Genomic DNA, 23,629 nt, shown 5'->3' with positions numbered 1-23,629 from the left:
GTCGGTGATCATTCGGCCGTCGTCGGATCGATGACCGTCATCACTCGCGCCACACTGTTGGCAGGAAATCCTCCAAGCCTGGCGTGTTCGCGTACCTGCTCTTCGTCAGGCGCGATGTACACGCAATAGATTTTGTCGGCAGTGACATAACTCTGTAGCCACTGCACCTGTGGCCCAAGTTCGCGCAACACCTGGCAGGACGTTTGTGAGACGTTTTTGAGTTCGGCTTCGGACAGCTTCCCGGCCCCTGGAATCTCGCGTTCAATCACGAATTTCGGCATGGCAACCTCGCGCTCTTGTCATGGGGCAAGGCCGGCTGTGACCCTGCTCAGGCACTATCGCGCCGAGATCGCTCGGCGTCCCTGCCAATCGTCTGGCAACCCCGTAAAACCGGGGGTTTGCCGATGAGCGGTGGAAATCTGTAAAGCGTCTGGAACACCTTGAAGATTGCCAACGTTCGAGGATTGGTTTCTGATGCCCGCTCGCTTCTGGAACGGACTCTACCGATGTCACTGAAACTCGATTGGCTCGCGCATCACATGCACCACAGCGACCGTTATGCTCAATGGATCCACCAGCAATTCCCCTACGAATACATCGACCAACCCCTGGCTGAATGGCAGCGTGAATTTGCCGAGGGCCAAGGCAATGGCGACTGGTCCTGCCTGATCGCCATGGACGGTGAACATCTGGTCGGCGGCGCGGCGCTGGCACGCGATGACCTCGCCCTGCGCCCTGATCTTGGTCCTTGGCTGGCCTGCGTGTTCGTCAGTCCTGAAGCGCGCGGGCAAGGCCTGGCAGAACGCTTGGTTGAAGGGATTTGTCAGGAGGCGAAAGAGTGCGGGTTTGCGCGTTTGTATCTGCATACGCAGACCAAGCGGGACTACTACGCCAAACGCGGCTGGCAGGTCCTGGAGCGTTTTCGCGCCTGGGACAATGAACAATGGCTCATGGTCCGCGACCTCTGAGCCAGTGGTTTGCTGATCACGCCGCAGGCGCCTTAGCCTCCTCCAGCAACTGCTGAATCATCTGCTCCTGCGCCTCGTAGCGACCTTCGCCGAAGTGGCTGTAACGCACCTGCCCCTTGGCGTCGATCAGGTAATGCGCCGGCCAGTACTGGTTATCGAAGTTACGCCAGATCGCGTAGTTGTTGTCGATGGCCACCGGGTAGGTGATGCCGAGCTTTTTCACCTGGTCCTTGACGTTGTCGATGATCCGCTCGTAGCCGTATTCCGGGGTGTGCACGCCGATCACCACGAGGCCGTCCTTCTCGTACTTCTTCGCCCAGTCCTTGACGTACGGCAGGGTGTGCTGGCAGTTGATGCAGTCGTAGGTCCAGAAATCCACCAGCACCACTTTGCCGCGCAGGGCCTCTGCGTTCAGTTCAGGCGAATTCAACCATTGCACGGCGCCAGCGAGTGACGGCATCGCGCCTTTGCCCTCCTCCATCGGCGAGTCCGCGCGGACTTTGCTGATGAAGTAGTCGACCACTTTCGGCACGTTTTCCAACACGCGTTTCTCGACACTGGCGACGCCTTCAGAGGAGGTGTTGGCCAACAAGGTTTTATCGACGCCGGTGGCAATCACCGCTGCCGTCGCCAGTACCGCAACCCCGGCACCACGACGCAACCAACCGGCGAACGGGATCGACGGTTTCAAACGGTTGACCAGCCCGCGCCCGGTGAAGATCAACGTGCCCAGCGACAACGCACTGCCGGCGCCGTAGGCCAGCAGCAACAGGCTGGTCTGCGCGTTGGCGCCTTGCAGCATGGCACCGGTAAGAATCACCCCGAGAATCGGTCCCGCGCACGGTGCCCACAGCAGTCCGGTGGCCACGCCGAGCATGATCGAACCCATCGGCCCGGCCTTTTTCCGGGTGTCCGGGTCCAGACGATTGCCGAGCATCACCAAGGGGCGTGTCAGCCAGCCGCCGATGCGCGCCGAGATCAGCGAAAGGGCGAACACGCTCATCACGATCAGCGCGACGTAACGGCCACTGTTGCTGGCCTGGATCACCCATTCGCTGCTGACCACGGCGAGGCTGGAGATCAGCGCGAAGGTCAGGGCCATGCCGCCGAGGGTCAACAGTATCGAAGCGCGACTGCGTTGCGCGCCGGCAAACAGAAACGGCACCACCGGCAAAATACAGGGGCTGAGCACGGTCAGCAGACCGCCGAGAAATGCGATGAGGTACATAGTGAGTCACCCTTGATCAATGATTGTGACGAGCCGTTCAGACGCTCTGGCTTTCCAGCCATTGGCTCTGCGGCGTACGGCTGGCGCCGTTCTCGGCGAACATCTGCCCTTGTGGCGTGCGGCTGGAGCCGTCCGCTGCAATCAGGCCGGCGCTGCCCTGCTGGGCCACCGGCGTCAGTTGGAAGCAGGTGCTGCTGTGGCAGCTATGCTGTTCAACCGCAGCGTTGGCATGGGCGGCGACGCCGGCCAGGGAGAAAACAATGGCGGTGAAAAAGCGCACGACGTTGTTCATGGTGTTGTTCCTTCTATGAAGAGTTGGCTTGGTTGCCGTGTTGGCCTGGTTGCCGTTGATGGCTTGGTTGCCGTTGATGACTCAGTTGTCGTTGTTGCAGCCGTCGGCAAATTTGCTGTAATCGAGTACGCGGGTTTTGCCTGCAGAATCGAGGTAGGTCATGCGCGCCTCGACGATGCCGCAGGACACCGAGTTGTCCTGTTTCAGCGAGATCACTTTCTGGATATCCAGGTGGGTGCCGTAGGTGTAGGTTTGCGCGGTGACAGCGGCTTCGGCCCGGGCCGAGAGCGTGCAGATGTTCAGCGCGGCAAACAGGCAGGCGGCGACTACGGATTTGTTGTTCATGGCGTTTCCTCAAGGCTTCAGTAGGGTTTGAGCCGAGGCGATCTGTGTGGGCCTCGATGGAGCCTATTTGAGGCTCGCGAGGTATCGCCTCTGTGTCAGGAACAGGCGCGTTTCAATCGCTGTGTATCCTTGCCATCGGGGGATACACAGCGATACAAAACCCTGAAAAAATCGCGTTTTTGCGTCCCCGTGTATCCGTTGTGACGGCAGATACACTGCAATACAAAGGCAGGCAGGCGGCCCACCGCAGGCTCGATACACTGCACGGCAGTCCCTTTTGATAGAGGTTTGCACCGATGGATCATGTCGATCACATTCTCATCGTCGACGACGACCGCGAGATCCGTGAACTGGTGGGCAACTACCTGAAGAAAAACGGCCTGCGCACGACGGTGGTCGCCGATGGCCGGCAGATGCGCAGCTTTCTCGAAGCCAACACGGTCGACCTGATCGTGCTCGACATCATGATGCCCGGCGACGATGGCCTGCAGTTGTGCCGCGAATTGCGGGTGGGCAAACACAAGGCCACGCCGGTCCTGATGCTGACCGCGCGCAACGATGAAACCGACCGCATCATCGGCCTTGAAATGGGCGCCGATGATTACCTGACCAAACCGTTCGCCGCCCGCGAATTGCTCGCGCGGATCAACGCTGTGCTGCGCCGCACGCGGATGCTGCCGCCGAATCTGGTGGTCACCGAGGCCGGGCGCTTGCTGGCTTTCGGCCGGTGGCAACTGGACACCTCGGCCCGTCACCTGCTGGACAAGGACGGCACCATGGTCGCCCTCAGCGGTGCCGAATATCGCTTGCTGCGGGTCTTTCTCGATCACCCGCAGCGAGTGCTCAGCCGCGACCAACTGCTCAATCTGACCCAGGGCCGCGACGCCGATCTGTTTGACCGCTCGATCGACTTGCTGGTCAGCCGTTTGCGTCAGCGCCTGCTGGATGATGCGCGTGAGCCGGCCTACATCAAGACCGTGCGCAGCGAAGGTTACGTGTTCTCACTGCCGGTCGAGATTCTCGGGGCCCCGGCATGAGCGTCAATCTGCACTGGCCGCGCACCCTCGCCTCGCGCCTGTCGCTGATTTTCCTGATCGGCCTGTTGCTCGCTCAGGCGCTGTCGTTCGGTGCGCAGTATTACGAGCGTTACCAAAGCGCCAAGAACACCATGCTCGGCAATCTGGAAACCGACGTCTCGACCTCGATTGCGATCCTTGATCGCTTGCCTGCCGAAGAGCGCCCTGCCTGGCTCGAGCGTCTGGCGCGAAAAAATTATGGCTACCTGTTGAGCGAAGGCGAACCGGGCACACCGATCGAGGCCAGTGATGTGCCGGTGGCGGTCACCTCGATTACCGAAGCCATTGGTGAACACTATCCGCTGACCTTCACCGATATTCCCGGGCCGAAGAAACACTTTCAGGGCCATTTGCGCCTGAGCGACGGCAGCCCGGTGACCATCGACGTGCGCCCCGCCATGGTCCCGCTATCGCCCTGGTTGCCGGCGGTTCTGCTCGGCCAACTGGCCTTGATGATCGCCTGCACCTGGCTGGCCGTGCGTATCGCGATCCGTCCGCTGACCCGGCTGGCCAACGCCGTGGAAACCCTCGATCCCAACGCCCACCCGATCAACCTCGACGAAAGCGGTCCGAACGAAGTGGTCTACGCGGCGCGGGCGTTCAACGCGATGCAGGCGCGCATTGCCGCTTATCTCAAGGAACGCATGCAACTGCTGGCGGCGATTTCCCATGACCTGCAAACGCCGATCACGCGGATGAAACTGCGCGCCGAACTCATGGACGATTGCGTCGAGAAAGACAAACTGTGGAATGACCTCAGCGAGATGGAACACCTGGTGCGCGAAGGCGTGGCGTATGCGCGCAGCATCCATGGTTCGACCGAAGAAAGCCGCCGCACCAATATGGACTCCTTCCTCGAAAGCCTGGTGTTCGACTATCAGGACATGGGCAAGCAGGTGCAACTGGTCGGCAAGAGTGCGGCGGTCATCGACACCCGTCCTCATGCGTTGCGCCGGGTTCTGGTGAACCTGACCGACAACGCACTGAAATTCGCCGGCGCCGCCGAAGTCTGGGTCGAAGCCAACAAAGGCAACCTGGCGATCACCGTTATGGACCGCGGCCCGGGCATCGCCGACGCCGAACTGGCGCAGGTGCTGCAACCGTTCTACCGCGTGGAAAACTCGCGCAATCGCGATACCGGCGGCACCGGGCTGGGACTGGCGATTGCCCAGCAACTGGCCATGGCGCTCGGTGGTTCGCTGACGTTGAGCAATCGCCAGGGTGGCGGGCTGTGCGCTGAACTGAAGCTGCCGCTGCATCCATAAACGCTTTAACGGCGCCTGTTTAAACGCTACCGACCAGTATCGGTCGGTAGCCTGCACACCRCCGCGCCAATGCCTACAACTTCATCAGAATCCACTGACTGTGCGCCTTGGCTGATGCGCTTATGGTTGTGTTGCCCGTTTCGCACTGTTCACCATTGGTCGCCACTGTCAGATCTGACAGTAGCAAGTCAGCGCCGGGCTACGGTTCCATGACAATTGGCCCAACCTGTCGAGGCGCAACATGACTCTGCTCGAATCCGTTACCCACGTGTGTACGCGCCTGGCGCCCGGCGGCTGGCATTCGCTGATGCTCGCCCACGGCCTGGACTTGCTGGCTGAACCGCTGGCGGCGGAACTGCACAAGCCCCTGAAAATAGACCGGTCAATACCCGGATTTACCGATTTCGCAACGACCGGCAGCCGGGCGATCGAGGCAGGCGCACCGGCGCACAGCCTGCTGTATCACGCGCTGGCCTCGCCAAACGTGCTCAGCGATGAAAACGGCCAGACATTACAGCTGTTTCCCACTGCCGCCGAGATCGAGACCGTGCTCGACTATGTCTACAGCGTCAGTCCGCCCACGCTCGACAGCCTGCGCGACAAAGCCCGGGGCGCGCCGTTGGCGGTGGTCGCGTTTGCCAGTGAATATCGCTGCGCCGCCGACACCGTGCATGGCCGGCATGCCGACTTGTGCTTCTCGCGTACCGGTATCGCCCGCGTCGGCACCGCCCCCCCGTGCTATGACGCAACGCTGCGCAGTTTCCTGCCCTTCGTCGACGATGACCCGCACGGCATCCGGGTGATGCCAGTGCGCTACAGCGCCTACATTGCCGTGCAACTCAAGGGCGATGCCGAGCGCTTCGGGCCGATGGATTTTCAGGTGGACCTCGACCCCGGACTGGATTTCTGGGTGCCCGTGCACAAGCTGTTCAATGGTTCGCAGTGCCTGGAGGGTCTGAACCTGACGGTGACGCTGGGCAACCACCAGATCAACGAAAAACTGCGGCATGTCCATTTGCGCCACAGCGGCACCGGTTGGCAGGAACCGCAGATCAGCCAGCCACCCTTCGTCGTCACGGAAAATCTTGCGCATTGGGCCTCGACTGTAGATCTCGGCCCCGGTCTGCTGGTGCCTGAAGCCAGAGCCCGGCTGGTGGCGCCCGTCGAATATCAGGGGCAGCCCTTGTCCTTTGTGCTGCCGGCCAATACCGGCGGCATGGTGCACGGACGTCACCGGGTCGAAGCGGATGGCAGCATCGAAGACCTGAACGAGCATGAAGGTGTCGAGGCGTTGGTACGTCAGGGCGGTTATCGCGCCTTGCATTATCAGGACGGCACTGCCGATGGCTGGGTGTTGCCACGCTGCCCGATGCTGGAAAACCATTTGCCGGCCGTCGCCGCCTATTCGCTGATCGGCCCTCCGGACTTCTATCCGTTATGCAGTCAACGCAAGCTGTTGCACTGGGTCAGCGACGAACCAGCGTTACCAAGTTCCGGTCTCTGGCACGCCCGACTTGAAGCGCTCTCCAACGTACGCTACTGCGCCAACCTCGATCTGCAGGATCAACTGTTCTCCCCGACTGACCGAGGGGTGAGCGCCATCGTTGCCCTCGCCGATCAAACCGACACGGTGCAATCCACTGCCCCGCTACCACCGTCATCGCGGCCGACCTCGCTGCCCGACGGCGCCGCCGGGGTGTTCGGGCCTGGCTGGGAGGTCGGCTGGGTTCGCCAGCGCACGGCAGACGACGAATGGATCAACGTCCTCGCCGGCTATCAGATGGCCAGCCCGTTTCCCGAGGATGCGAAGATCTGCGCAGCGCTAGGTTCTTTCTGGCCCGGCGTGGCACCGGATTCGGCACGGGTCTTTGAGCCGCGCTCGACGCTGCACAGCATCATTCCCCTGACCGATGAGGAAATCGGCATGGGCGGCGTGGCCTGGGATAATCAGCGCGGCCCGCAACTGATCACTCAAGACGATCGGCTGATCGTCCAGTACCACGCGTACGCCCATGCCGATTACACACAGGTGGCCCTCGATGGCCAGTTCTCCCTGAGCACGACCGGCCACACTGCGCAAACCATCTATCAGCAGCGCGTGCGTTCGATGTATCGCGTGTACCGTGCGCTCGGCGCCGCCAGCGATAAATCCCTGCGCAATGCCTGGCCACTGTTGTCGTTCGTTGACGTGCAGCGGCCGAACGCGGAACTGGACAGCGCGCAGGCGCAAGCCGGGCAGCTCCTCGACGGCTGGGTGCAGCGCTTTTTGCTGTACAAGCGCGGTGCCGTGCAGATCCCTGCAAGTGATTTCAGGTTGCGCCACGTCGAAGTCGAAGAGCTGGTGATCTTGCTGCTCAGCGCCGATGCAATCCTGATCAAACGCGACACCCTGCCATGGCGGGTCGCCCATGAAACATTTTGATGTTGTGGTCGTCGGCGCCGGCCCTGCGGGCTGCGCAACGGCAATCAGTTGCGCCCGTCACGGGCTGCGCGTGGCCTTGATCGAACGGCAGGCGTTCCCCCGGTTTCGCCCCGGCGAAAGCCTGCATCCGGGCATCGAACCACTGCTCCGACAACTGGGAGTCGCCGAGCAGCTGTGTGGCCGCGGGGCCCGGCGCTTTGACGGCCACTGGGTGCACTGGAACGGTGTGCCGCGCTTCAATGCCTTTGGCGCCGATGATCGCGGCGCCTGGCAGGGTTTTCATCTGGAGCGGGCGCAACTGGACGCGACGTTACTGGCGCAAGCGGCCACGTTGGGGGTGGAGATCAGTCAGCCCTGCCGGGCACGGCGAGTGCTGACTCAGGCCAATCGGGTGATCGGCGTGGAGACCGACAGCGCACGCCTTTACGCGACCTGCCTGATCGATGCCAGTGGCGCTTGCGACTGGCTCGCTCGCCAACTCGGTCTGCCGGTTCGCCACTGTTCACCGCCGCTGGTGGCGCGTTACGGCTACTTGCAAGGTCACAGCGCAACCTATGCAACAACCGCGCACTTGCTGGCCGATCCTGACGGATGGACCTGGATTGCCCAGGTCGAGCCGCAGTTGCTGCACTGGACGCACCTGACGTTCGAGAACAACAGGCGCTCGACGAGGCTTCCCGAGGCCCTGCAAGCTTTGCCAGCCGTAGGGCGGATACGCGGCGCCGATGTAACCTGGCGCATCACCCCGGCCGTCACCGGTGCTGGTTATTTTCTGGTGGGCGATGCTGCCAACCGGCTCGACCCGGCGTCCTCCCACGGCGTGCTCAAAGCGTTCATGAGCGGTATGCAAGCCGCGCAAGCCGTAGCGGATGGTTTGCGTCAACCGGCCTTGCAAACAGCGGCGCAGGCGCAATATCGCCAATGGCTGAACGCAGGATTCGCACGCGATGTGGCGCACCTGCGCGACTTCTATCGTCTGCATCCCTGCCCGCCGTCGTGGCTGCCTGCCGCATGACTTACAGGACGCCGGCGAGTACGCCCTCCTGGTGAAACTGCCGCAACAACGCCGATCCGCTGTCCATGAACGTTTCGGTGTCGGCCACCCCTGCTTCTACTGCCAGATCTTGCAATTGCTGGCGGCCATCAAGGTCAGGAAACGCTTCAATGCGCTGTAACAGGCGCCAGGCCAGCGGGCTCAGCTCGGAAAACTGCACATTCCAGTCTGCCGTGCGCCGCACCAGCAACAGGGTCGGATGCGCCGGCGGCGTGGCGGGCTGATGGTTCGGATCAAGTGCATGCACCGGCCACACATACGCCAATGGCCAGGCCAGTGCCGAGATCTGCAGCGGACGCTCCAGCAACAGCGCCGGATCGCTTGGCGGCAGCGCCTGAGCATCGGACTGCTGCAAGATCATCTCGACCCATTCGTAATGCGCCAGCTCCAGCAGAAACGCCGGCCACTCGCCCTCGCGCAACACCTGCGGTGGCGACGCGAGATAGTTGAGAAACGTTTCGGCAATCTCTCCAAACTTTGGGGTCTGCGCCCGCCACTCGCGCAAAAAGCCTCGTACCAGCAGGCTCCAGCGTTGTTCCCCGATGATCCGGATCAACACCGGAAACGTGCCGCTCAACAATTGCGAAACGTTGTTGAACACCAGATCGCGATAAACGTTGACCCGCGCTACGTTCATGTCGGCCGGTGGCGATTGATGTTCGGGATCGCGCAAATACCGAGTCAGTGCCTGTTGTTGCTGTATCAGGTTATCCACGAGGGCGACCTCCGGCTTGCAAATGGCGAATGGTCTGCAACTCGGCGACCAGTTCGGAAAATGCCGGGAAATTGAAATCCCGCTCAAGCAGCGTTGGCTGCACGCCAAACCGCCTATAAGCCTCCGCCAGCAGAGACCACACGACCGGTTTGACTGAGGCACCATGGGTGTCGATTTTCAGCGTGTCGGACTCATCGAAATGCCCCGCCACATGCATCCCGACCACCCGGTCCGGCTCGATACCGGCGAGGAAGGTTTGCGGATCGAAGCCGTGGTTGATCGCGTTGACATAGACATTGTTGACGTCCAGCAGCAGGTCGCAATCGGCCTCGCGCAACACGGCATTGGTGAAGCTCACCTCGTCCATGTCCTGACGCGGGGCGGCATAGTAGGAGACGTTTTCCACGGCCAGGCGCCGGCCGAGAATGTCCTGAGCCTGACGGATCCGCGCGGCAACGTGCTGCACCGCTTCTCCGGTGAACGGCAACGGCAGCAAGTCATACAGATGCCCGTCATCGCTGCAGTAACTCAGGTGCTCGCTGTACAGCGGCACGTTGTAATGGTCGAGAAACACCCGAACCTCCTGCAAGAATCCGACATCCAGCGGCGCCGGCCCGCCCAGCGACAGCGACAAGCCGTGACAGGACAACGGATAGCGCTCGGCCAGTTCACGTAACGCCGCACCGTGCGCGCCGCCGACTCCGATCCAGTTTTCCGGGGCGACTTCGAGAAAGTCGAAGGCGCCGCTACGGGCAGCCTGCAGGTCTTTCAGCAGACCACGGCGCAGGCCGAGGCCAACACTGGGTGGCATTGACGAGGGCGGCGTATGCATGGGATGTACCTCAGCAGTGGGTTTGCCACATTTGAGCCGCCGGATGTATTGCGGTTGTGTGCAGATGACCGGGCATTTGCAGCCCTGTGTGTCCCACCATCACGGCGATACACAGTGATACAGATTCTCTGCCGATCAATATTGTGGGAGCGAGCAGGCTCGCTCCCACAGGTTTTCGTTGCTCACAAATCCAGCGACACGCCCGGACCGGGGCTAGACTCCTTTATTACCCAGTCGAGGGGGACGCAGGACGTCAGCCGTGCCCTGCCCAACTCCGTGACCACCGCCCGGTGGCGCACGCCTCGACCCTCGACGCCGCCGGACCGTGATCCTGTTTCAGGAGCACACATGATGGATGAGGCGAAGCTCAACCAATTCATGGGCAAACTGGTCAACGACATGGGCGGCGCGGCGATGCTGGCCAATGTCATCGTCGGCGAAGAACTCGGGCTGTACCGGGCAATGGCCGACAGTCAGCCGATCAGTGCCGATGCCCTCGCTGCCAAAACCACCTGCAACCCGCGTCTGGTGCGCGAATGGCTCAGCGCTCATGCGGCGTCCGGCTACATGGAGCACCACGACGGTCAGTTCCGTTTACCTGAAGAACAGGCACTGGCCCTGGCCGTTGAAGATTCCCCGGTGTATGTCGCTGGTGGCCTCGGGGTGGTGGCATCGTTTTTCCACGACAAGGACAAACTGGTCAAAGCCATGCGCGGCAACGGTGCCCTGCCCTGGGGCGATCACCACCCGTGCATGTTCACCGGCACCGAGCGGTTCTTCCGGCCCGGCTACAAGGGCCACCTGATCGCCGAATGGCTGCCGGCGCTGGACGGCGTGGTAGCCAAGCTTGAGCAAGGCGCGAAAGTCGCCGATATCGGCTGCGGTCATGGCGCCTCGACCGTGATCATGGCCCAGGCGTTTCCCAACTCGCGTTTCGTCGGCTATGACTATCACGCCCCCTCGATCACCGTCGCTACCCAGCGCGCCGAGGAAGGTGGCGTCAGCAGCCGGGCGAAGTTCTTTCAGGGTTCGGCGAAAAGCTACCCCGGCGACGACTACGACCTGATCTGCTATTTCGACTGCCTGCACGATATGGGCGATCCGGTCGGTGCCGCCCGTCACGCCTATGACTCGCTGAAAGACGATGGCACGGTGTTGCTGGTCGAGCCGTTCGCCAACGACACGCTGGACGACAACATCAACCCGGTCGGGCGGCTGTTCTATGCGGCTTCGACGTTTATCTGCACACCAAACTCGCTGTCGCAGGAAGTCGGCTTGGGCTTGGGCGCGCAAGCAGGGGAAATGCGTTTGCGCAAGGTGTTTACCGAGGCCGGTTTCAAGCAGTTCCGCCGGGCCACGCAAACGCCGTTCAACCTGATTCTGGAGGCACGCAAGTAACCCGCGCGGGTCGCGTGCTAACCTGCTGGCACTGCCCATTTCGGAGCGCTGACCATGCTCGACAGCCCGACCCGCGAACACCTCGACACCTTGCAAGAGGTGATGGCCGATGGCGACTTCCTCGTCCTGACCGGAGCCGGCATCAGCACGCCGTCGGGCATTCCGGATTACCGCGACAGCGACGGTGTGCGCCGTGGCCGGCAGCCGATGATGTACCAGGAGTTCCTCGCCGCCCCCGAGTCGCGCCGCCGCTACTGGGCGCGGGCCATGCTGGGGTGGCCGAGGGTGCGTCAGGCGCAGCCGAATGCCGCGCACCAAGCGTTGGCCGGATTGCAGCGCCATGGGCTGATCCACGGTTTGATCACCCAGAACGTCGATACCCTGCACGATCAAGCCGGCAGTCACGATGTGATCGAACTGCACGGCAACCTGCATCGCGTCCTCTGCCTGGACTGCGGCCAGCGCAGTGAGCGCGATTCGATTCAACAATTGATGGAAATGCACAACCCGTATCTGGCCGGGGTCGATGCAGTCCAGGCGCCGGATGGCGACACCCTGCTCGACCCGGCCTTCGAAGCGCGCTTTCAGGTGCCGCGCTGCCCGCATTGCGCTGGCGAGCGGATGAAACCGGACGTGGTGTTTTTCGGCGAGAACGTCGCGCAGCCCACGGCGGCAAGGGCGATGGCGGCGGCAGAGAATGCAGCGGGGATGTTGGTGGTGGGTTCGTCGTTGATGGCGTACTCGGCGTTTCGCCTGTGCCGGGTGATTGCCGATCGTGGCAAGCCGTTGATTGCGATCAATCTGGGCAAGACCCGCGCGGATGATTTGCTGGATTTGAAGATTGAAGCGTCGTGTGAACAGCTTTTGCCGTTGTTGGTTGAAGTGCTGGATCGGTGAGTTGCTGCACTTTGTGTTCGACTCAGGACCCAAGCCCCTCACCCTAGCCCTCTCCCAAGGGAGAGGGAACTGACCGAGTTGTCAGGCCTGGATACGGCGACCTGAAAATGCTGAGTCGAGCCCACAAGCTGAATACCCCACGATCAGCTCCCTTCCCCCTCGCCCTAGCCCTAGCCCTAGCCCTCTGCCAGCGGAGAGGGAACTGACCGAGTTGTCAGGACTTAATACTGCGACCTGAAAATTTCGAGCCGAACCCATTTTTTGAAATGCCCCCGATCAGCTCCCTTCCCCCTCGCCCTAGCCCTAGCCCTAGCCCTCTGCCAGCGGAGAGGGAACTGACCGAGTTGTCAGGACTTAATACTGCGACCTGAAAATTTCGAGCCGAACCCATTTTTTGAAATGCCCCCGATCAGCTCCCTTCCCCCTCGCCCCCTCTGGGGGAGAGGGTTGGGGTGAGGGGGTAGATCTCACAGTCGCCCGAGATCTTCAGCCTTGAGAATATCGAACAACGCCTGGGCCGCCGCCGACAGTTCATTGCCCGGCTCAGTCAGCACGCCGATGGCCCGCTGCACCGAGTCATCCAGGGTCAGGCAGTGGGCGCCGAGCTCCTGCATCTGCTCGGCGCACAACGCCGGCACGGCACTGACGCCCAGACCGCTGGCGACCATCCGCCCGACCGTGGCCAGTTGATGGCTTTCAAATTCCACCGGCAACTTCATGCCTCGCGCCTGCAGGTGCTCTTCGAGCATCACTCGCACCGTCGAAGGCCGCTGCAAGGTGATGAATGGCTCCTGCAATAACGTCTGCCAATCGATCTCGTCGCGCTGCGCCAGCGGCGAATCCTTCGATACCACCGCGACGAAGCGATCCACGTACAACGGCGTAAACGTCATCGAAGTGTTTTGCATCGGCTCGAACGCCACGCCCAGTTCCACCTGACGGTCACGGACCATTTCCAGCACTTGCTCGTTGATTACGTCATTGACCGTGACGTTGACGTTCGGGTAGCGCGCACGAAACGTCTTGAGGATCGGCGGCAGCAGGTTGCCGGCAAACGACGGCATCGCCGCCAGCGTCACCCGCCCGCGCTGCAAACTGAAGCGTTGGCGCATTTCGTCTTCGGCGTTATCCCAGTCGGCGATCAGCCGCCGCGCCAGCGGCAGCAAGGATTCACCTTCCGCAGTCAGCGCGACATTGCGTGTGTTACGACTGAACAGGCGCCCGCCCAGGCCCTCTTCCAGCGCTTTGATGGTCAGGCTCAACGCCGATTGCGACAGGTGCAGACGCTCGCAGGCCACGGCGAAGCTCAGGCTCTGTGCCACGGCGAGGAAGGCGCGGATCTGTTTGATGGTCATACTCGCTTCGCTCCAGTTGTAAGCTACAAGCGTTAAGCGGCGAGCCATGATGATCGTTCCCACGCTCCTGCGTGGGAACGCAGCCCGTGACGCTCCGCGTCACTGGACGCGGAGCGTCCCTAGAGGCATTACCACGCGGAGCGTGGGAACGATCAAAGCAGCACGCCATAACGCTATTATTGAGTTTTATCTATTAAACAACCCTAAAAATCAACTTAACAAATATATCCTCCAGCGAGACACTCCAACCATTCGGCTAGCCAGCCGCCCGCAAATAATAAAAGAGGTGCATATGGCAGGTTTCGACAAGCGCGTGAGTTCCTACGAGGAAGCCCTGGCCGGGCTTGAGGACGGCATGACCGTTATCGCCGGCGGCTTCGGTCTGTGCGGCATTCCGGAAAACCTGATCGCCGAGATCAAACGCAAAGGCACCCGCGACCTCACCGTCGTTTCCAACAACTGCGGCGTCGACGGTTTCGGCCTCGGTGTGCTGCTCACCGATCGTCAGATCAGCAAAGTCATCGCCTCCTACGTCGGCGAAAACAAGCTGTTCGAAGAACAACTGCTCAAAGGCGACATCGAAGTCATCCTGACCCCGCAAGGCACCCTCGCCGAGAAGATGCGCGCAGGCGGCGCCGGCATTCCGGCCTTCTTCACCGCCACCGGCGTCGGCACCCCGGTCGCCGAAGGCAAGGAAGTACGCGAATTCAAAGGTCGTAAGTACCTGATGGAAGAATCCATCACCGGCGACTTCGCCATTGTCAAAGGCTGGAAAGCCGACCATTTCGGTAACGTCATCTACCGTCACACCGCGCAGAACTTCAACCCGCTGGCGGCTACTGCCGGCAAGATCACCGTGGTTGAGGTCGAAGAAATCGTCGAACCCGGCGAACTCGACCCCTCGCAGATCCACACCCCGGGCATCTACGTCGATCGGGTCATTTGCGGCACGTTCGAAAAACGCATCGAACAGCGCACCATCCGCAAATAATTCAGGCTGACGGAGAATAAAACCATGGCACTTACCCGCGAACAAATGGCTCAGCGCGTCGCCCGCGAAATGCAGGACGGCTTTTATGTGAACCTCGGCATCGGTATTCCGACCCTGGTCGCCAACTACATTCCCGAAGGCATGGAAGTCATGCTGCAGTCGGAAAACGGCCTGCTCGGCATGGGTCCGTTTCCGACTGAAGACACCATCGATGCCGACATGATCAACGCCGGCAAACAGACCGTGACCGCACGCATCGGCGCGTCGATCTTCAACTCCGCCGAATCGTTCGCGATGATCCGTGGCGGTCATGTCGACCTGACCGTGCTCGGCGCGTTCGAAGTGGACGTCGAAGGCAACATCGCCTCGTGGATGATCCCCGGCAAACTGGTCAAGGGCATGGGCGGTGCGATGGATCTGGTGGCCGGCGCCGACAACATCATCGTGATCATGACCCACGCGTCCAAGGATGGTGAGTCGAAACTGCTATCCAAGTGCAGCCTGCCGCTGACCGGCGCCGGGTGCATCAAGCGTGTGCTGACCGACCTCGCCTACCTGGAAATCGAAAATGGCGCTTTTGTCCTCAAGGAACGCGCACCTGGCGTCAGCGTCGAGGAAATCGTCGCCAAAACCGCTGGTAAACTGATCGTCCCGGATCACGTACCGGAAATGCAGTTCGCTGCCCAGTGAGGAATTCGAAAATGCAAGACGTCGTAATTGTTGCCGCCACGCGCACCGCGATCGGCAGTTTCCAGGGCTCCCTGGCCAGCGTGTCCGCGGTTGATCTGGGCGCGGCGGTGATCCGCCAGTTGCTCGAACAAACCGGTCTGGAAGGTGCGCAGGTCGATGAAGTGATCATGGGCCAGGTGCTGACCGCTGGCGCCGGCCAGAACCCGGCGCGTCAGGCAGCGATCAAGGCCGGCTTGCCCCACGCCGTGCCAGCAATGACCCTGAACAAGGTTTGCGGTTCGGGCCTCAAAGCCCTGCATCTGGGTGCGCAAGCGATCCGTTGCGGCGACGCTGACGTAATCATCGCCGGCGGCCAGGAAAACATGAGCCTGTCCAACTACGTCATGCCGGGCGCACGCACCGGTCTGCGTATGGGCCACGCGCAAATCGTCGACACCATGATCAGCGATGGCCTGTGGGATGCGTTCAACGACTACCACATGGGCATCACTGCCGAGAACCTCGTCGACAAATACGAGATCAGCCGCGAACAGCAGGACGCCTTCGCCGCAGCCTCGCAGCAGAAAGCCGCCGCCGCGATTGAGGCCGGTCGCTTTGTCGATGAGATCACCCCGATCCTGATCCCGCAACGCAAAGGCGATCCGGTTGCCTTCAAGGTTGATGAACAGCCGCGTGGCGACACCACTGCCGAATCCCTGGCGAAACTGCGCCCGGCATTTAAAAAGGACGGCAGCGTCACGGCCGGCAACGCTTCGTCGCTGAATGACGGCGCCGCTGCGGTCATCTTGATGAGCGCCGAGAAAGCCAAAGCCCTCGGTCTGCCGGTTCTGGCGAAAATAGCTGCCTACGCCAACGCAGGTGTTGATCCTGCAATCATGGGCATCGGCCCGGTTTCGGCGACTCGCCGCTGCCTCGACAAGGCTGGCTGGAACCTCGGTCAACTCGACCTGATCGAGGCCAACGAAGCCTTCGCTGCGCAATCGCTGGCGGTGGCCAAGGACCTGCAATGGGATCTGGACAAGGTCAACGTCAACGGCGGCGCCATCGCGTTGGGCCATCCGATCGGTGCATCGGGTTGCCGCGTGCTGGTGACCCTGCTGCATGAAATGATCAAGCGTGATGCGAAAAAGGGTCTGGCGACCCTGTGCATCGGCGGCGGCCAAGGCGTGGCGCTGGCGCTGGAACGCGTATAACCAGAGTTCAACAGTGAATGGCGGATCCACGACATCCGCCGCTTGCTGGCAACAAAAAACCCGGTGCAACTTGCGTTGCACCGGGTGTTTTTTTGCCTGTTCGAAATGTGCGTTGAATGTTCCGGCGCCTTCGCGAGCAAGCTCGCTCCCACATTTTGAAATGCGTTCCCCTGTGGGAGCGAGCTTGCTCGCGAAGGGGCCTTACCGGCCAGTGAAAATCTAAGGCTTGCGCAACAAATACGTATCCATGATCCACCCATGCTCGGCCCGCGCCGCCTTGCGCACCCGCTCGATCTCATCCGCAACATCCGACAGCCTGCCACTGATCAGAATCTCATCCGGCGTGCCCAAGTAGGCGCCCCAATAAATCCGGGTCTGCTGATCGGCCACCCGCTGATACGAATCCTCGGCATCGAGCATCACCACCAGACTGTCCGCATCACTCACCTGCCCTGCCGCCAAACGCCGCCCGGTGGTGATTTCGATGGAACGACCGATGGTGTTCAACGGCACCTTGTGCTGCGCCGCCAACGCCTGAACGCTAGTGATCCCGGGGATCACCTCAAACTCGAAGGCGCACGCGCCCGAGGCCAGAATCGCCTGGAGGATGCGCACGGTGCTGTCGTACAGCGCCGGATCGCCCCACACCAGGAAACCGCCGCACTGACCGTCAGACAATTGGTCATTGATCAGGCGTTCGAAGGTCTGCTGCTTGGCGCGGTTCAGCTCATCAACACTGGCGGCGTAGTCGACATCGCCGCGTTCGCGCTCCGGACTGTGGGCCTCGACGAAGCGATAGTCAGGGTTGTCGATGTAGCGCTCACAAATCTCGCGGCGCAGGTCGATCAGCTTGTCCTTGCTCTGGCCTTTATCCATCAGAAAGAACACGTCGACCCGATTCAACGCCTTCACCGCCTGCATCGTGATGTAGTCGGGATTGCCGGCACCGATGCCGATCACCAGCAGTTGTTTCATCACAAAGCTCCTTTAAGACACAGGCGCCAGCGCCCGGTGAAGCGCAGTTCGAGCAGCGACAACGGTTCGACATCGATGTCATGCAACGCCGAACCGCGCAGCACGTGGATCAGCGCGGCGCGGATGACAAACGGATGCGTCACCGCCACGACATGTCCCGACGTGCCTTGCAGGTTAGCTAGCCAAGTCGCCACGCGCTGGCACAACTGCGCCGTTGACTCACCGTCATGCGGAGTGGCGTGGGGATCGTCCAGCCAGGCCTGCAGCGCGGCGTCTTCCGAGGCTTGCAGGGCTTTGATCGACTGGCCATGCCAACGTCCCCAGTCACAATCGCGCAGCGCCTCATCAATCTGCGCGTCGGTGCCAAACCAAGCCGCTGTCTGGCGCGTGCGCAACTCCGGTGCGCAAATCAAGCGTCGCGCGGCGTCGAAACGCTCGGCCAATTCGCACGATGCCAGCTGGCTATTTTCAACAGGTTCATTCGTAGGAAAACACGCCAATTTCTGTGCGACGGTTCGCGCATGGCAAATCAATGTCAAACGAGTGGTCTGCACAGGGATCGCTCCGGTGGGCCTTCATGAAAAACAGCGGCGCAAAGCCGTTCTGTCGGCAATTGTGCCGTAAACCGAGGGCTGCCGGGTTGTTGCATCGCCCCGACAAGTGCGGACAAAAGCAAAAAATACGGCAATCTCTGACACTATCGTGGGCGATGGACTACAAGCCCTGTAGAAGTCCGTGTGGCCCTTGTTATACAGGCGTCTCGCCCCATTTCGGGGCCTTTTCAACACGCTGAAAAATTCACTAGACATGTAACGTCAGTTACATAAATACTGTTTTGACGGATTATGAAGCGAATTCAACACCCCCTCATCCAGCAGGAGCCCGGATGCCCCCTCTTAGAGACCTGATCACCGATCCCGGCCTGGATCTTACGCCGTCGGAGCGCAAAGTCGTTCGCGCCTTGCTTGATCAGTATCCCCGCAACGGTCTGGGGCCGATGGCGCGTCTGGCCGAACATGCCGGCGTCAGCGATCCGACCATTGTGCGGCTGGTGAAAAAACTCGGCTTCGGTGGTTACGCCGAATTCCAGGATGCCCTGCTCAGTGACATGGATCACCGCCTGCGCTCGCCGCGCACGCTGTTGCAACCGCGCGCCCATCAACACAGGGACGACGCCTGGAGCCACTATCTGGGCGACAGTCATCGCCTGCTGGTCGAAACCCAATCGCTGACCCAACCCGAAGACGTGCGCATTCTCACCGACTGGCTGCTCGATGCCCGTCATCAGGTGTATTGCTTCGGCGGGCGCTTCAGCAGCCTGATGGCCACCTACCTGCTCAATCACCTGCGCCTGCTGCGCCCCGGTTGCTTCGCTCTGGAAGACAACGCGCAACTGCCCGATCGTTTGTTTGATCTGCAACGCCAGGATGTGGTGTTGCTGTTCGACTATCGCCGCTACCAGACCCAGGCCTTGCGAGTCGCCAGCGCGGCAAAAAACAACAACGCGCGCGTGGTGTTGTTCACCGACATCTATGCCTCGCCGCTGCGTGAGCTGGCCGATCTGATCATCAGCGCGCCGGTGGAATCGGCTTCGCCGTTCGACACCATGGTGCCAGCGCTGGCTCAGGTCGAAGCACTGATCGCCTGCCTGACCCTGCGCACCGAAAACCTCGCCGATCGCCTGGAAGGCATCGATGCCCTGCGCAATGACTTCAACACCCACCTGCTGGAGGATAAATAAGGATGTTCAGCCTTCCCCACCGCTCGCCGCGGGACTTGCCGTTTGTCACCGATCACACCGCGCTGTTGCTGGTGGACATGCAGCGTGCCTGGCTCGAGCCGCAGTTCGACGCGCACCTCAACGGGCCTGACGCCGAGTATTTCCTGACCCGTGCACACATGCAGGTGGTGCCCAACCAACGTCGTTTGCTCAGTGCCTTTCGCGAGGCGCGGCAGAACGTGCTGCACACCATTATCGAAAGCCTTACGGCTGATGGCCGTGACCGCTCGCTCGACCACAAACTCTCGGACATGCACCTGCCCAAAGGCAGCGTGCAGGCGCGGATCATTGAAGACCTGAGCCCGGTGGAAAACGAAATCGTCCTGCCAAAGACCTCGTCCGGAGTGTTCAACTCGACCAACATCGATTACGTGCTGCGCAACCTGCAAACCCGTCACTTGATCATCGCTGGCATCGTCACCGATCAGTGCGTCGACATGGCCGTGCGCGACGCCGCCGATCGTGGCTATCTGGTCACCCTGGTGGAAGATGCCTGCGCCACCTACAGCGCCGAACGCCATCACGCCTGCCTGAATGCGATCAAGGGTTACTGCTGGATCACCGACACCGACACCGTGCTCGCTCGCTTGCAGGAGATGCGGCCATGAGCGCGCGCCTGACGCCACTGCCGATGACCACGCTGGTCACCACCGACCTGATCGGCATCACCCGTGGCCGCTCGTTTCCCACTGATGAACTGGAGCATTATCAAGCCGTCGGGTGTGGCTGGGTGCCGGCCAACAGCGCGTTGACGCCGCAGGACATCATTGCCTCGACCAATCCGTGGGGTGCATATGGCGATCTGCGGTTGATTCCCGATCTGGGCAGCCGCGTCACCGTCGGCAACGGTCCGGACGTCGACGCACCGGCGCTGGATTTCATCCACGGCGATATCCGCGAAACCGATGGCCGCCCGTGGGGCGCCTGCCCGCGCACGTTGTTGCGTGATGAAATCGAGCGTTATCGCGATGAACTAGGCTTGCAGGTCAACGCCGCGTTCGAGCACGAATTCAACCTGCACGCCGGTTTCGCCGAACATCTGGCGTTCTCCCTCGAGGCTCAGCGTCAGGGTGCCGAATTCGGCGGCTGGCTGCTCAGCGCCTTGCGCGCCGGCGGTGTCGAGCCGGAAATGTTTCTGCCGGAATACGGCAAGCACCAATACGAAATCACCTGCCGCCCGACGCTCGGCGTAGCGGCGGCCGATCGCGCCGTCAATGTGCGCGAGATTACTCGCGAGATCGCCCGGCAAATGGGCCTCGACCTGAGCTTCGCGCCGAAAACTGCGGCGGATGCAGTGTGCAACGGCGTGCATCTACACGTCAGCCTGCTCGATCTGGCCGGCCAGCCAATGCTCTATGACGCCGGGACCAGCAACGGTCTGTCGAGTCTTGGCCAGCATTGGGCGGCGGGGATCCTGCATTACTTGCCAGCACTCTGCGCGTTCACCGCGCCGACGCCGGTGTCGTACGAGCGCTTGCAACCGCATCACTGGAGCGCGTCCTACGCCTGTCTGGGCCAACAGAACCGCGAAGCGGCGCTGCGCATCTGCCCGACCGTGAGCCTCGGTGGCAAATCCGTGGCCCAGCAGTTCAACCTTGAGTTCCGCGCCATGGACGCCACCGCCTCGCCGCATCTGGCCATGGCCGCGCTGCTGATCGCCGGACGTCTGGGCATCGAACAGCGTCTGGCGCTGAACGCCATCACCAACGAAATTCCCGATTCACTCAACGACGAGCAACGCAAGGCCCGGGGCATCGTCGCCCTGCCCGCCTCGCTGGCCCAGGCGCTGGATTGCCTGCGCAACAGTGGCACCTTCACTGCATGGCTGCCCAAGCCGCTGCTCGACACTTACTACGCCCTGAAAACCGAGGAACTGGCGCTGACGGAACAGCTCTCGCCCGCTGACTTGTGTGAGCACTATGCACGCCTGTACTGAATCCGCCGAGCTGGGGTTGTACACCCGACCGGCCTACAACCTGAGCCGCGCCGACTCGACGCACCCGTTGATTCTGGTGTGCGAGCACGCCAGCCGCTACATCCCCGAGGCCCTGAACAATCTGGGCCTGGACGAGGCCGCCGCCGCTGAACACATCGCCTGGGACATTGGTGCGCTGCAACTCGCCGAACAGTTATCGGAAAGGCTCGGCGCAACCCTGTTGAGCGCCAATTATTCACGCCTGCTGATCGATCTGAACCGGCCACGCCACGCCCCGGACAGTATTCCGGCGCAGAGCGAAATCTATCAGGTGCCGGGTAACCGCGAGCTGGACGAAGCCACCCGCGAATACCGCCGCCAGACCTTGTTCAAACCGTTTCACACGCGCTTGCAAACGTTGATCGACGAACGTGTTGCTCAGGGCCAAGCGGTGCGTGTGGTGGGGATTCACAGTTTCACCCCGGTGTTTTACGGCCAGCCGCGACCGCTGGAGGCCGGCGTGCTGTTCGGTCAGGCCAAGGCCTACGCGCAACGCCTGCTCGACGGCCTCGGCGAACTCCCGCTGAAAGTGGCCGGTAATCAGCCGTACAAGATCGATCCGCTGGGCGACATGACCGTGCCGGTGCACGGCGATGCCCGTGGCCTCGACTCGGTGCTGATCGAGGTGCGCAACGATTTGCTGCGCAGCCCCGAAGCCGTATCGCGCTGGGCCGGATACCTCGCGCCTTTGCTGTAATGAATGAAAGACTGCTGACGCTGTAAACGATGGATCGATAACAACTAAAACGACCGACTGGCTGACAAGGAGTTGCGCTTCATGGAAATTGAAGAATTCGGCTACAAGCAAGAGTTGAAACGTAGCCTGACGCTGACCGACCTGGTGGTATACGGGATGATCTTCATGATCCCCATCGCCCCGTTCGGTGTGTATGGCTACGTCAACGCCGAGGCACCGGGGATGGTGCCGCTGGCGTACATCATCGGCATGGTGGCGATGCTGTTCACCGCGCTGAGTTACGGCAGCATGGCCAAGGCTTTTCCGATTGCCGGTTCGGTCTATTCCTACGCGCAGCGTGGCCTCAATCAACACGTCGGCTTTATCGCCGGCTGGCTGATGCTGCTCGATTACCTGCTGATCCCGCCGCTGCTCTACGTCTACGCGGCGATGGCCCTCAACCATTTGTACCCGGACATTCCGAAAGTCGGCTTTATTCTGGCGTTTCTGGTCAGCGCGACCTTCGTCAACCTGCGCGGCATCACCTTCACCGCACGGATGAACATCATCTTCCTGCTCGCGCAACTGGTGGTGCTGGGGATCTTCCTGTTCTACGCCTGGAATGCCCTGCACAACGGTGGCGGCAACGGCGAGCTGACCCTGGCGCCGCTGTATCACGCGGAAACCTTTAACTTCGCCCTGCTGATGCAAGCGGTGTCGATTGCGGTGCTGTCGTTCCTTGGCTTCGATGCGATCTCGACACTCGCTGAAGAAATCAAGGGCGATCCGGGCAAGAGCGTCGGCAAAGCGGCGCTGATCACGCTGGTAGTCATGGGGGTGATTTTCGTTGCACAAACCTGGATCGCCACCGACCTGGCGGCAGGCATGGGCTTCAAATCCRCTGACACTGCGTTCTATGAAATCGCCGAAATCGCTGCCGGCAGCTGGCTGGCGACCCTGACCGCTGTAGCGACGGCGCTGGCCTGGGGCGTGGCTGTAGCGATCACCTCGCAAGCCGCTGTCTCGCGTCTGCTGTTCGGCATGGCCCGCGACGGCAAGTTGCCGAAAGTGCTGGCCAAGGTGCACCCGAAACACAACACGCCGTACCTGAGCATTTATCTGGTGGCGGTGCTGTCGCTGGTGATCTGCTACCTGTTCATCAACTCGGTCGACACCCTGACCTCGCTGGTCAACTTCGGCGCGCTCAGTGGCTTCATGCTGCTGCACCTGACAGTGATCAACTACTACTGGCGTCGGCAGAAGTCCGGCCAGGTGGTGCGTCACCTGATCTGCCCGGTCATCGGCTTCATCATCGTCGCGGCCATCATGTACAACATGGGCGTCGATGCGCAGAAGCTCGGCCTGATCTGGATTGCCCTGGGCCTGGTGTATCTGTTCTTCCTGAATAAACTCGGCGCCAGTACTGCGCTGCCTGACCCGAGCAACGGCTGACAAGAAAAAGAGCGGCGTCTGACAACAAATCAGGCGACCGCCGATTTATC

24 protein-coding genes are annotated in these 23,629 nt (G+C 61.4%); 15 read left to right on the top strand and 9 right to left on the bottom strand.

Annotation, left to right across the window (positions count from 1 at the left end):
- Positions 1-8 precede the first annotated feature (8 nt).
- On the bottom strand, positions 9-281 hold the full coding sequence (locus tag AC1DVF_RS15055; protein WP_093438958.1) for a DUF4242 domain-containing protein: 273 nt from the start codon (positions 279-281) through the stop codon (positions 9-11).
- 225 nt (positions 282-506) lie between these two features.
- On the opposite strand from AC1DVF_RS15055, the gene AC1DVF_RS15050 reads away from it, so the two are divergent.
- Positions 507-968 carry a GNAT family N-acetyltransferase gene (locus AC1DVF_RS15050; protein ID WP_460127970.1) on the top strand — a complete coding sequence of 154 codons (462 nt, stop codon included), beginning with the start codon at positions 507-509 and terminating at the stop codon, positions 966-968.
- Positions 969-984: 16 nt separating this feature from the next.
- Here the strand turns inward: AC1DVF_RS15050 and AC1DVF_RS15045 are convergent, their stop codons facing one another.
- The 3 genes from AC1DVF_RS15045 to AC1DVF_RS15035 all read right to left on the bottom strand — a co-directional run bounded on the left by AC1DVF_RS15045 (position 985) and on the right by AC1DVF_RS15035 (position 2,833).
- Positions 985-2,196: a cytochrome c biogenesis protein DipZ gene (locus tag AC1DVF_RS15045; protein WP_477782699.1), complete on the bottom strand. Its 1,212-nt coding sequence runs from the start codon at positions 2,194-2,196 to the stop codon at positions 985-987.
- A gap of 37 nt (positions 2,197-2,233) precedes the next feature.
- Positions 2,234-2,488, bottom strand: a complete 255-nt coding sequence (locus tag AC1DVF_RS15040; RefSeq protein ID WP_257358190.1) for a hypothetical protein — start codon at positions 2,486-2,488, stop codon at positions 2,234-2,236.
- An 81-nt stretch (positions 2,489-2,569) separates the two neighbouring features.
- Positions 2,570-2,833, bottom strand: coding sequence for a DUF2790 domain-containing protein (locus AC1DVF_RS15035; RefSeq protein ID WP_116255369.1), 264 nt, complete (start codon positions 2,831-2,833; stop codon positions 2,570-2,572).
- A gap of 296 nt (positions 2,834-3,129) precedes the next feature.
- Here AC1DVF_RS15035 and AC1DVF_RS15030 point away from each other — a divergent pair, with 296 nt between their 5' ends.
- From AC1DVF_RS15030 to AC1DVF_RS15015, 4 genes are all read left to right on the top strand, one after another.
- Positions 3,130-3,870, top strand: a complete 741-nt coding sequence (locus AC1DVF_RS15030) for a response regulator (RefSeq protein WP_007919579.1) — start codon at positions 3,130-3,132, stop codon at positions 3,868-3,870.
- The gene (locus AC1DVF_RS15025; protein WP_477782698.1) at positions 3,867-5,174 is read left to right on the top strand and encodes a sensor histidine kinase; all 1,308 of its coding nucleotides are present in this window, start codon (positions 3,867-3,869) and stop codon (positions 5,172-5,174) included. Before AC1DVF_RS15030 ends, AC1DVF_RS15025 begins: the two co-directional genes overlap by 4 nt.
- Before the next feature lie 241 nt (positions 5,175-5,415).
- Positions 5,416-7,596 (top strand): hypothetical protein, encoded by a 2,181-nt coding sequence (locus tag AC1DVF_RS15020; RefSeq protein WP_477782697.1) that lies wholly within the window; start codon positions 5,416-5,418, stop codon positions 7,594-7,596.
- The gene (locus AC1DVF_RS15015) at positions 7,583-8,611 is read left to right on the top strand and encodes an NAD(P)/FAD-dependent oxidoreductase (RefSeq protein ID WP_477782696.1); all 1,029 of its coding nucleotides are present in this window, start codon (positions 7,583-7,585) and stop codon (positions 8,609-8,611) included. The genes AC1DVF_RS15020 and AC1DVF_RS15015 overlap by 14 nt, the downstream gene beginning before the upstream one ends.
- Position 8,612: 1 nt before the next feature.
- Here the strand turns inward: AC1DVF_RS15015 and AC1DVF_RS15010 are convergent, their stop codons facing one another.
- A complete protein-coding gene (locus AC1DVF_RS15010; protein WP_477782695.1) occupies positions 8,613-9,365 on the bottom strand; it encodes an HvfC family RiPP maturation protein in 753 nt (250 codons plus the stop codon).
- A complete protein-coding gene (locus tag AC1DVF_RS15005) occupies positions 9,358-10,197 on the bottom strand; it encodes an HvfB family MNIO-type RiPP peptide maturase (protein ID WP_477782694.1) in 840 nt (279 codons plus the stop codon). Before AC1DVF_RS15005 ends, AC1DVF_RS15010 begins: the two co-directional genes overlap by 8 nt.
- 351 nt (positions 10,198-10,548) lie before the next feature.
- Between AC1DVF_RS15005 and AC1DVF_RS15000 the strand changes: the two genes are divergently transcribed.
- Positions 10,549-11,595 (top strand): class I SAM-dependent methyltransferase, encoded by a 1,047-nt coding sequence (locus AC1DVF_RS15000; protein WP_093439469.1) that lies wholly within the window; start codon positions 10,549-10,551, stop codon positions 11,593-11,595.
- Between the two features lie 54 nt (positions 11,596-11,649).
- Positions 11,650-12,492 carry an NAD-dependent protein deacetylase gene (locus AC1DVF_RS14995; protein ID WP_477782693.1) on the top strand — a complete coding sequence of 281 codons (843 nt, stop codon included), beginning with the start codon at positions 11,650-11,652 and terminating at the stop codon, positions 12,490-12,492.
- A 467-nt stretch (positions 12,493-12,959) separates the two neighbouring features.
- Here the strand turns inward: AC1DVF_RS14995 and AC1DVF_RS14990 are convergent, their stop codons facing one another.
- On the bottom strand, positions 12,960-13,847 hold the full coding sequence (locus AC1DVF_RS14990; RefSeq protein ID WP_099758637.1) for a LysR family transcriptional regulator: 888 nt from the start codon (positions 13,845-13,847) through the stop codon (positions 12,960-12,962).
- Between the two features lie 292 nt (positions 13,848-14,139).
- On the opposite strand from AC1DVF_RS14990, the gene AC1DVF_RS14985 reads away from it, so the two are divergent.
- The 3 genes from AC1DVF_RS14985 to AC1DVF_RS14975 are packed head-to-tail and all read left to right on the top strand — an operon-like array spanning position 14,140 to position 16,721.
- Positions 14,140-14,838: a CoA transferase subunit A gene (locus AC1DVF_RS14985; RefSeq protein WP_016983257.1), complete on the top strand. Its 699-nt coding sequence runs from the start codon at positions 14,140-14,142 to the stop codon at positions 14,836-14,838.
- A gap of 24 nt (positions 14,839-14,862) precedes the next feature.
- A complete protein-coding gene (locus AC1DVF_RS14980; RefSeq protein WP_093439005.1) occupies positions 14,863-15,528 on the top strand; it encodes a CoA transferase subunit B in 666 nt (221 codons plus the stop codon).
- A gap of 11 nt (positions 15,529-15,539) precedes the next feature.
- Positions 15,540-16,721, top strand: a complete 1,182-nt coding sequence (locus AC1DVF_RS14975; protein WP_477782692.1) for an acetyl-CoA C-acetyltransferase — start codon at positions 15,540-15,542, stop codon at positions 16,719-16,721.
- A gap of 219 nt (positions 16,722-16,940) precedes the next feature.
- Here AC1DVF_RS14975 and cobF read toward each other — a convergent pair whose 3' ends face one another.
- Together cobF and AC1DVF_RS14965 are read right to left on the bottom strand one after the other, a co-directional pair.
- The gene (gene cobF, locus AC1DVF_RS14970) at positions 16,941-17,696 is read right to left on the bottom strand and encodes a precorrin-6A synthase (deacetylating) (RefSeq protein WP_460090470.1); all 756 of its coding nucleotides are present in this window, start codon (positions 17,694-17,696) and stop codon (positions 16,941-16,943) included.
- A complete protein-coding gene (locus tag AC1DVF_RS14965; RefSeq protein ID WP_460090467.1) occupies positions 17,696-18,250 on the bottom strand; it encodes a histidine phosphatase family protein in 555 nt (184 codons plus the stop codon). Before AC1DVF_RS14965 ends, cobF begins: the two co-directional genes overlap by 1 nt.
- Positions 18,251-18,582: 332 nt before the next feature.
- Here AC1DVF_RS14965 and AC1DVF_RS14960 point away from each other — a divergent pair, with 332 nt between their 5' ends.
- From AC1DVF_RS14960 to AC1DVF_RS14940, 5 genes are all read left to right on the top strand, one after another.
- Positions 18,583-19,437 (top strand): MurR/RpiR family transcriptional regulator, encoded by an 855-nt coding sequence (locus tag AC1DVF_RS14960; RefSeq protein ID WP_093439023.1) that lies wholly within the window; start codon positions 18,583-18,585, stop codon positions 19,435-19,437.
- 2 nt (positions 19,438-19,439) lie between these two features.
- Positions 19,440-20,084 carry a cysteine hydrolase family protein gene (locus tag AC1DVF_RS14955; RefSeq protein ID WP_102902766.1) on the top strand — a complete coding sequence of 215 codons (645 nt, stop codon included), beginning with the start codon at positions 19,440-19,442 and terminating at the stop codon, positions 20,082-20,084.
- Positions 20,081-21,412 (top strand): type I glutamate--ammonia ligase, encoded by a 1,332-nt coding sequence (locus AC1DVF_RS14950; RefSeq protein ID WP_477782691.1) that lies wholly within the window; start codon positions 20,081-20,083, stop codon positions 21,410-21,412. The genes AC1DVF_RS14955 and AC1DVF_RS14950 overlap by 4 nt, the downstream gene beginning before the upstream one ends.
- Positions 21,396-22,148: an N-formylglutamate amidohydrolase gene (locus tag AC1DVF_RS14945; RefSeq protein ID WP_099758632.1), complete on the top strand. Its 753-nt coding sequence runs from the start codon at positions 21,396-21,398 to the stop codon at positions 22,146-22,148. The genes AC1DVF_RS14950 and AC1DVF_RS14945 overlap by 17 nt, the downstream gene beginning before the upstream one ends.
- 81 nt (positions 22,149-22,229) lie before the next feature.
- On the top strand, positions 22,230-23,579 hold the full coding sequence (locus AC1DVF_RS14940) for an APC family permease (protein ID WP_477782690.1): 1,350 nt from the start codon (positions 22,230-22,232) through the stop codon (positions 23,577-23,579).
- Positions 23,580-23,629 lie beyond the last annotated feature (50 nt).

Source organism: Pseudomonas sp. P4_D7, from assembly GCF_056401755.1.
The sequence above is the reverse complement of the archived record's forward strand: the minus strand, read 5'-3'. Positions and strand labels throughout refer to the sequence as shown.

Bases quoted from the DNA above. Each gene is read 5' to 3' on its own strand.
- AC1DVF_RS15015 (WP_477782696.1), top strand. From the start codon at position 7,583: ATGAAACATTTTGATGTTGTGGTCGTCGGCGCCGGCCCTGCGGGCTGC.
- AC1DVF_RS15025 (WP_477782698.1), top strand. From the start codon at position 3,867: ATGAGCGTCAATCTGCACTGGCCGCGCACCCTCGCCTCGCGCCTGTCG.
- cobF (WP_460090470.1), bottom strand. From the start codon at position 17,696: ATGAAACAACTGCTGGTGATCGGCATCGGTGCCGGCAATCCCGACTAC.
- AC1DVF_RS14945 (WP_099758632.1), top strand. From the start codon at position 21,396: ATGCACGCCTGTACTGAATCCGCCGAGCTGGGGTTGTACACCCGACCG.
- AC1DVF_RS14995 (WP_477782693.1), top strand. From the start codon at position 11,650: ATGCTCGACAGCCCGACCCGCGAACACCTCGACACCTTGCAAGAGGTG.
- AC1DVF_RS15000 (WP_093439469.1), top strand. From the start codon at position 10,549: ATGGATGAGGCGAAGCTCAACCAATTCATGGGCAAACTGGTCAACGAC.
- AC1DVF_RS15045 (WP_477782699.1), bottom strand. From the start codon at position 2,196: ATGTACCTCATCGCATTTCTCGGCGGTCTGCTGACCGTGCTCAGCCCC.
- AC1DVF_RS15055 (WP_093438958.1), bottom strand. From the start codon at position 281: ATGCCGAAATTCGTGATTGAACGCGAGATTCCAGGGGCCGGGAAGCTG.
- AC1DVF_RS14950 (WP_477782691.1), top strand. From the start codon at position 20,081: ATGAGCGCGCGCCTGACGCCACTGCCGATGACCACGCTGGTCACCACC.
- AC1DVF_RS15005 (WP_477782694.1), bottom strand. From the start codon at position 10,197: ATGCATACGCCGCCCTCGTCAATGCCACCCAGTGTTGGCCTCGGCCTG.
- AC1DVF_RS15030 (WP_007919579.1), top strand. From the start codon at position 3,130: ATGGATCATGTCGATCACATTCTCATCGTCGACGACGACCGCGAGATC.
- AC1DVF_RS14975 (WP_477782692.1), top strand. From the start codon at position 15,540: ATGCAAGACGTCGTAATTGTTGCCGCCACGCGCACCGCGATCGGCAGT.
- AC1DVF_RS15020 (WP_477782697.1), top strand. From the start codon at position 5,416: ATGACTCTGCTCGAATCCGTTACCCACGTGTGTACGCGCCTGGCGCCC.
- AC1DVF_RS15050 (WP_460127970.1), top strand. From the start codon at position 507: ATGTCACTGAAACTCGATTGGCTCGCGCATCACATGCACCACAGCGAC.
- AC1DVF_RS15040 (WP_257358190.1), bottom strand. From the start codon at position 2,488: ATGAACAACGTCGTGCGCTTTTTCACCGCCATTGTTTTCTCCCTGGCC.
- AC1DVF_RS14980 (WP_093439005.1), top strand. From the start codon at position 14,863: ATGGCACTTACCCGCGAACAAATGGCTCAGCGCGTCGCCCGCGAAATG.
- AC1DVF_RS14955 (WP_102902766.1), top strand. From the start codon at position 19,440: ATGTTCAGCCTTCCCCACCGCTCGCCGCGGGACTTGCCGTTTGTCACC.
- AC1DVF_RS14985 (WP_016983257.1), top strand. From the start codon at position 14,140: ATGGCAGGTTTCGACAAGCGCGTGAGTTCCTACGAGGAAGCCCTGGCC.
- AC1DVF_RS14960 (WP_093439023.1), top strand. From the start codon at position 18,583: ATGCCCCCTCTTAGAGACCTGATCACCGATCCCGGCCTGGATCTTACG.
- AC1DVF_RS14990 (WP_099758637.1), bottom strand. From the start codon at position 13,847: ATGACCATCAAACAGATCCGCGCCTTCCTCGCCGTGGCACAGAGCCTG.
- AC1DVF_RS15035 (WP_116255369.1), bottom strand. From the start codon at position 2,833: ATGAACAACAAATCCGTAGTCGCCGCCTGCCTGTTTGCCGCGCTGAAC.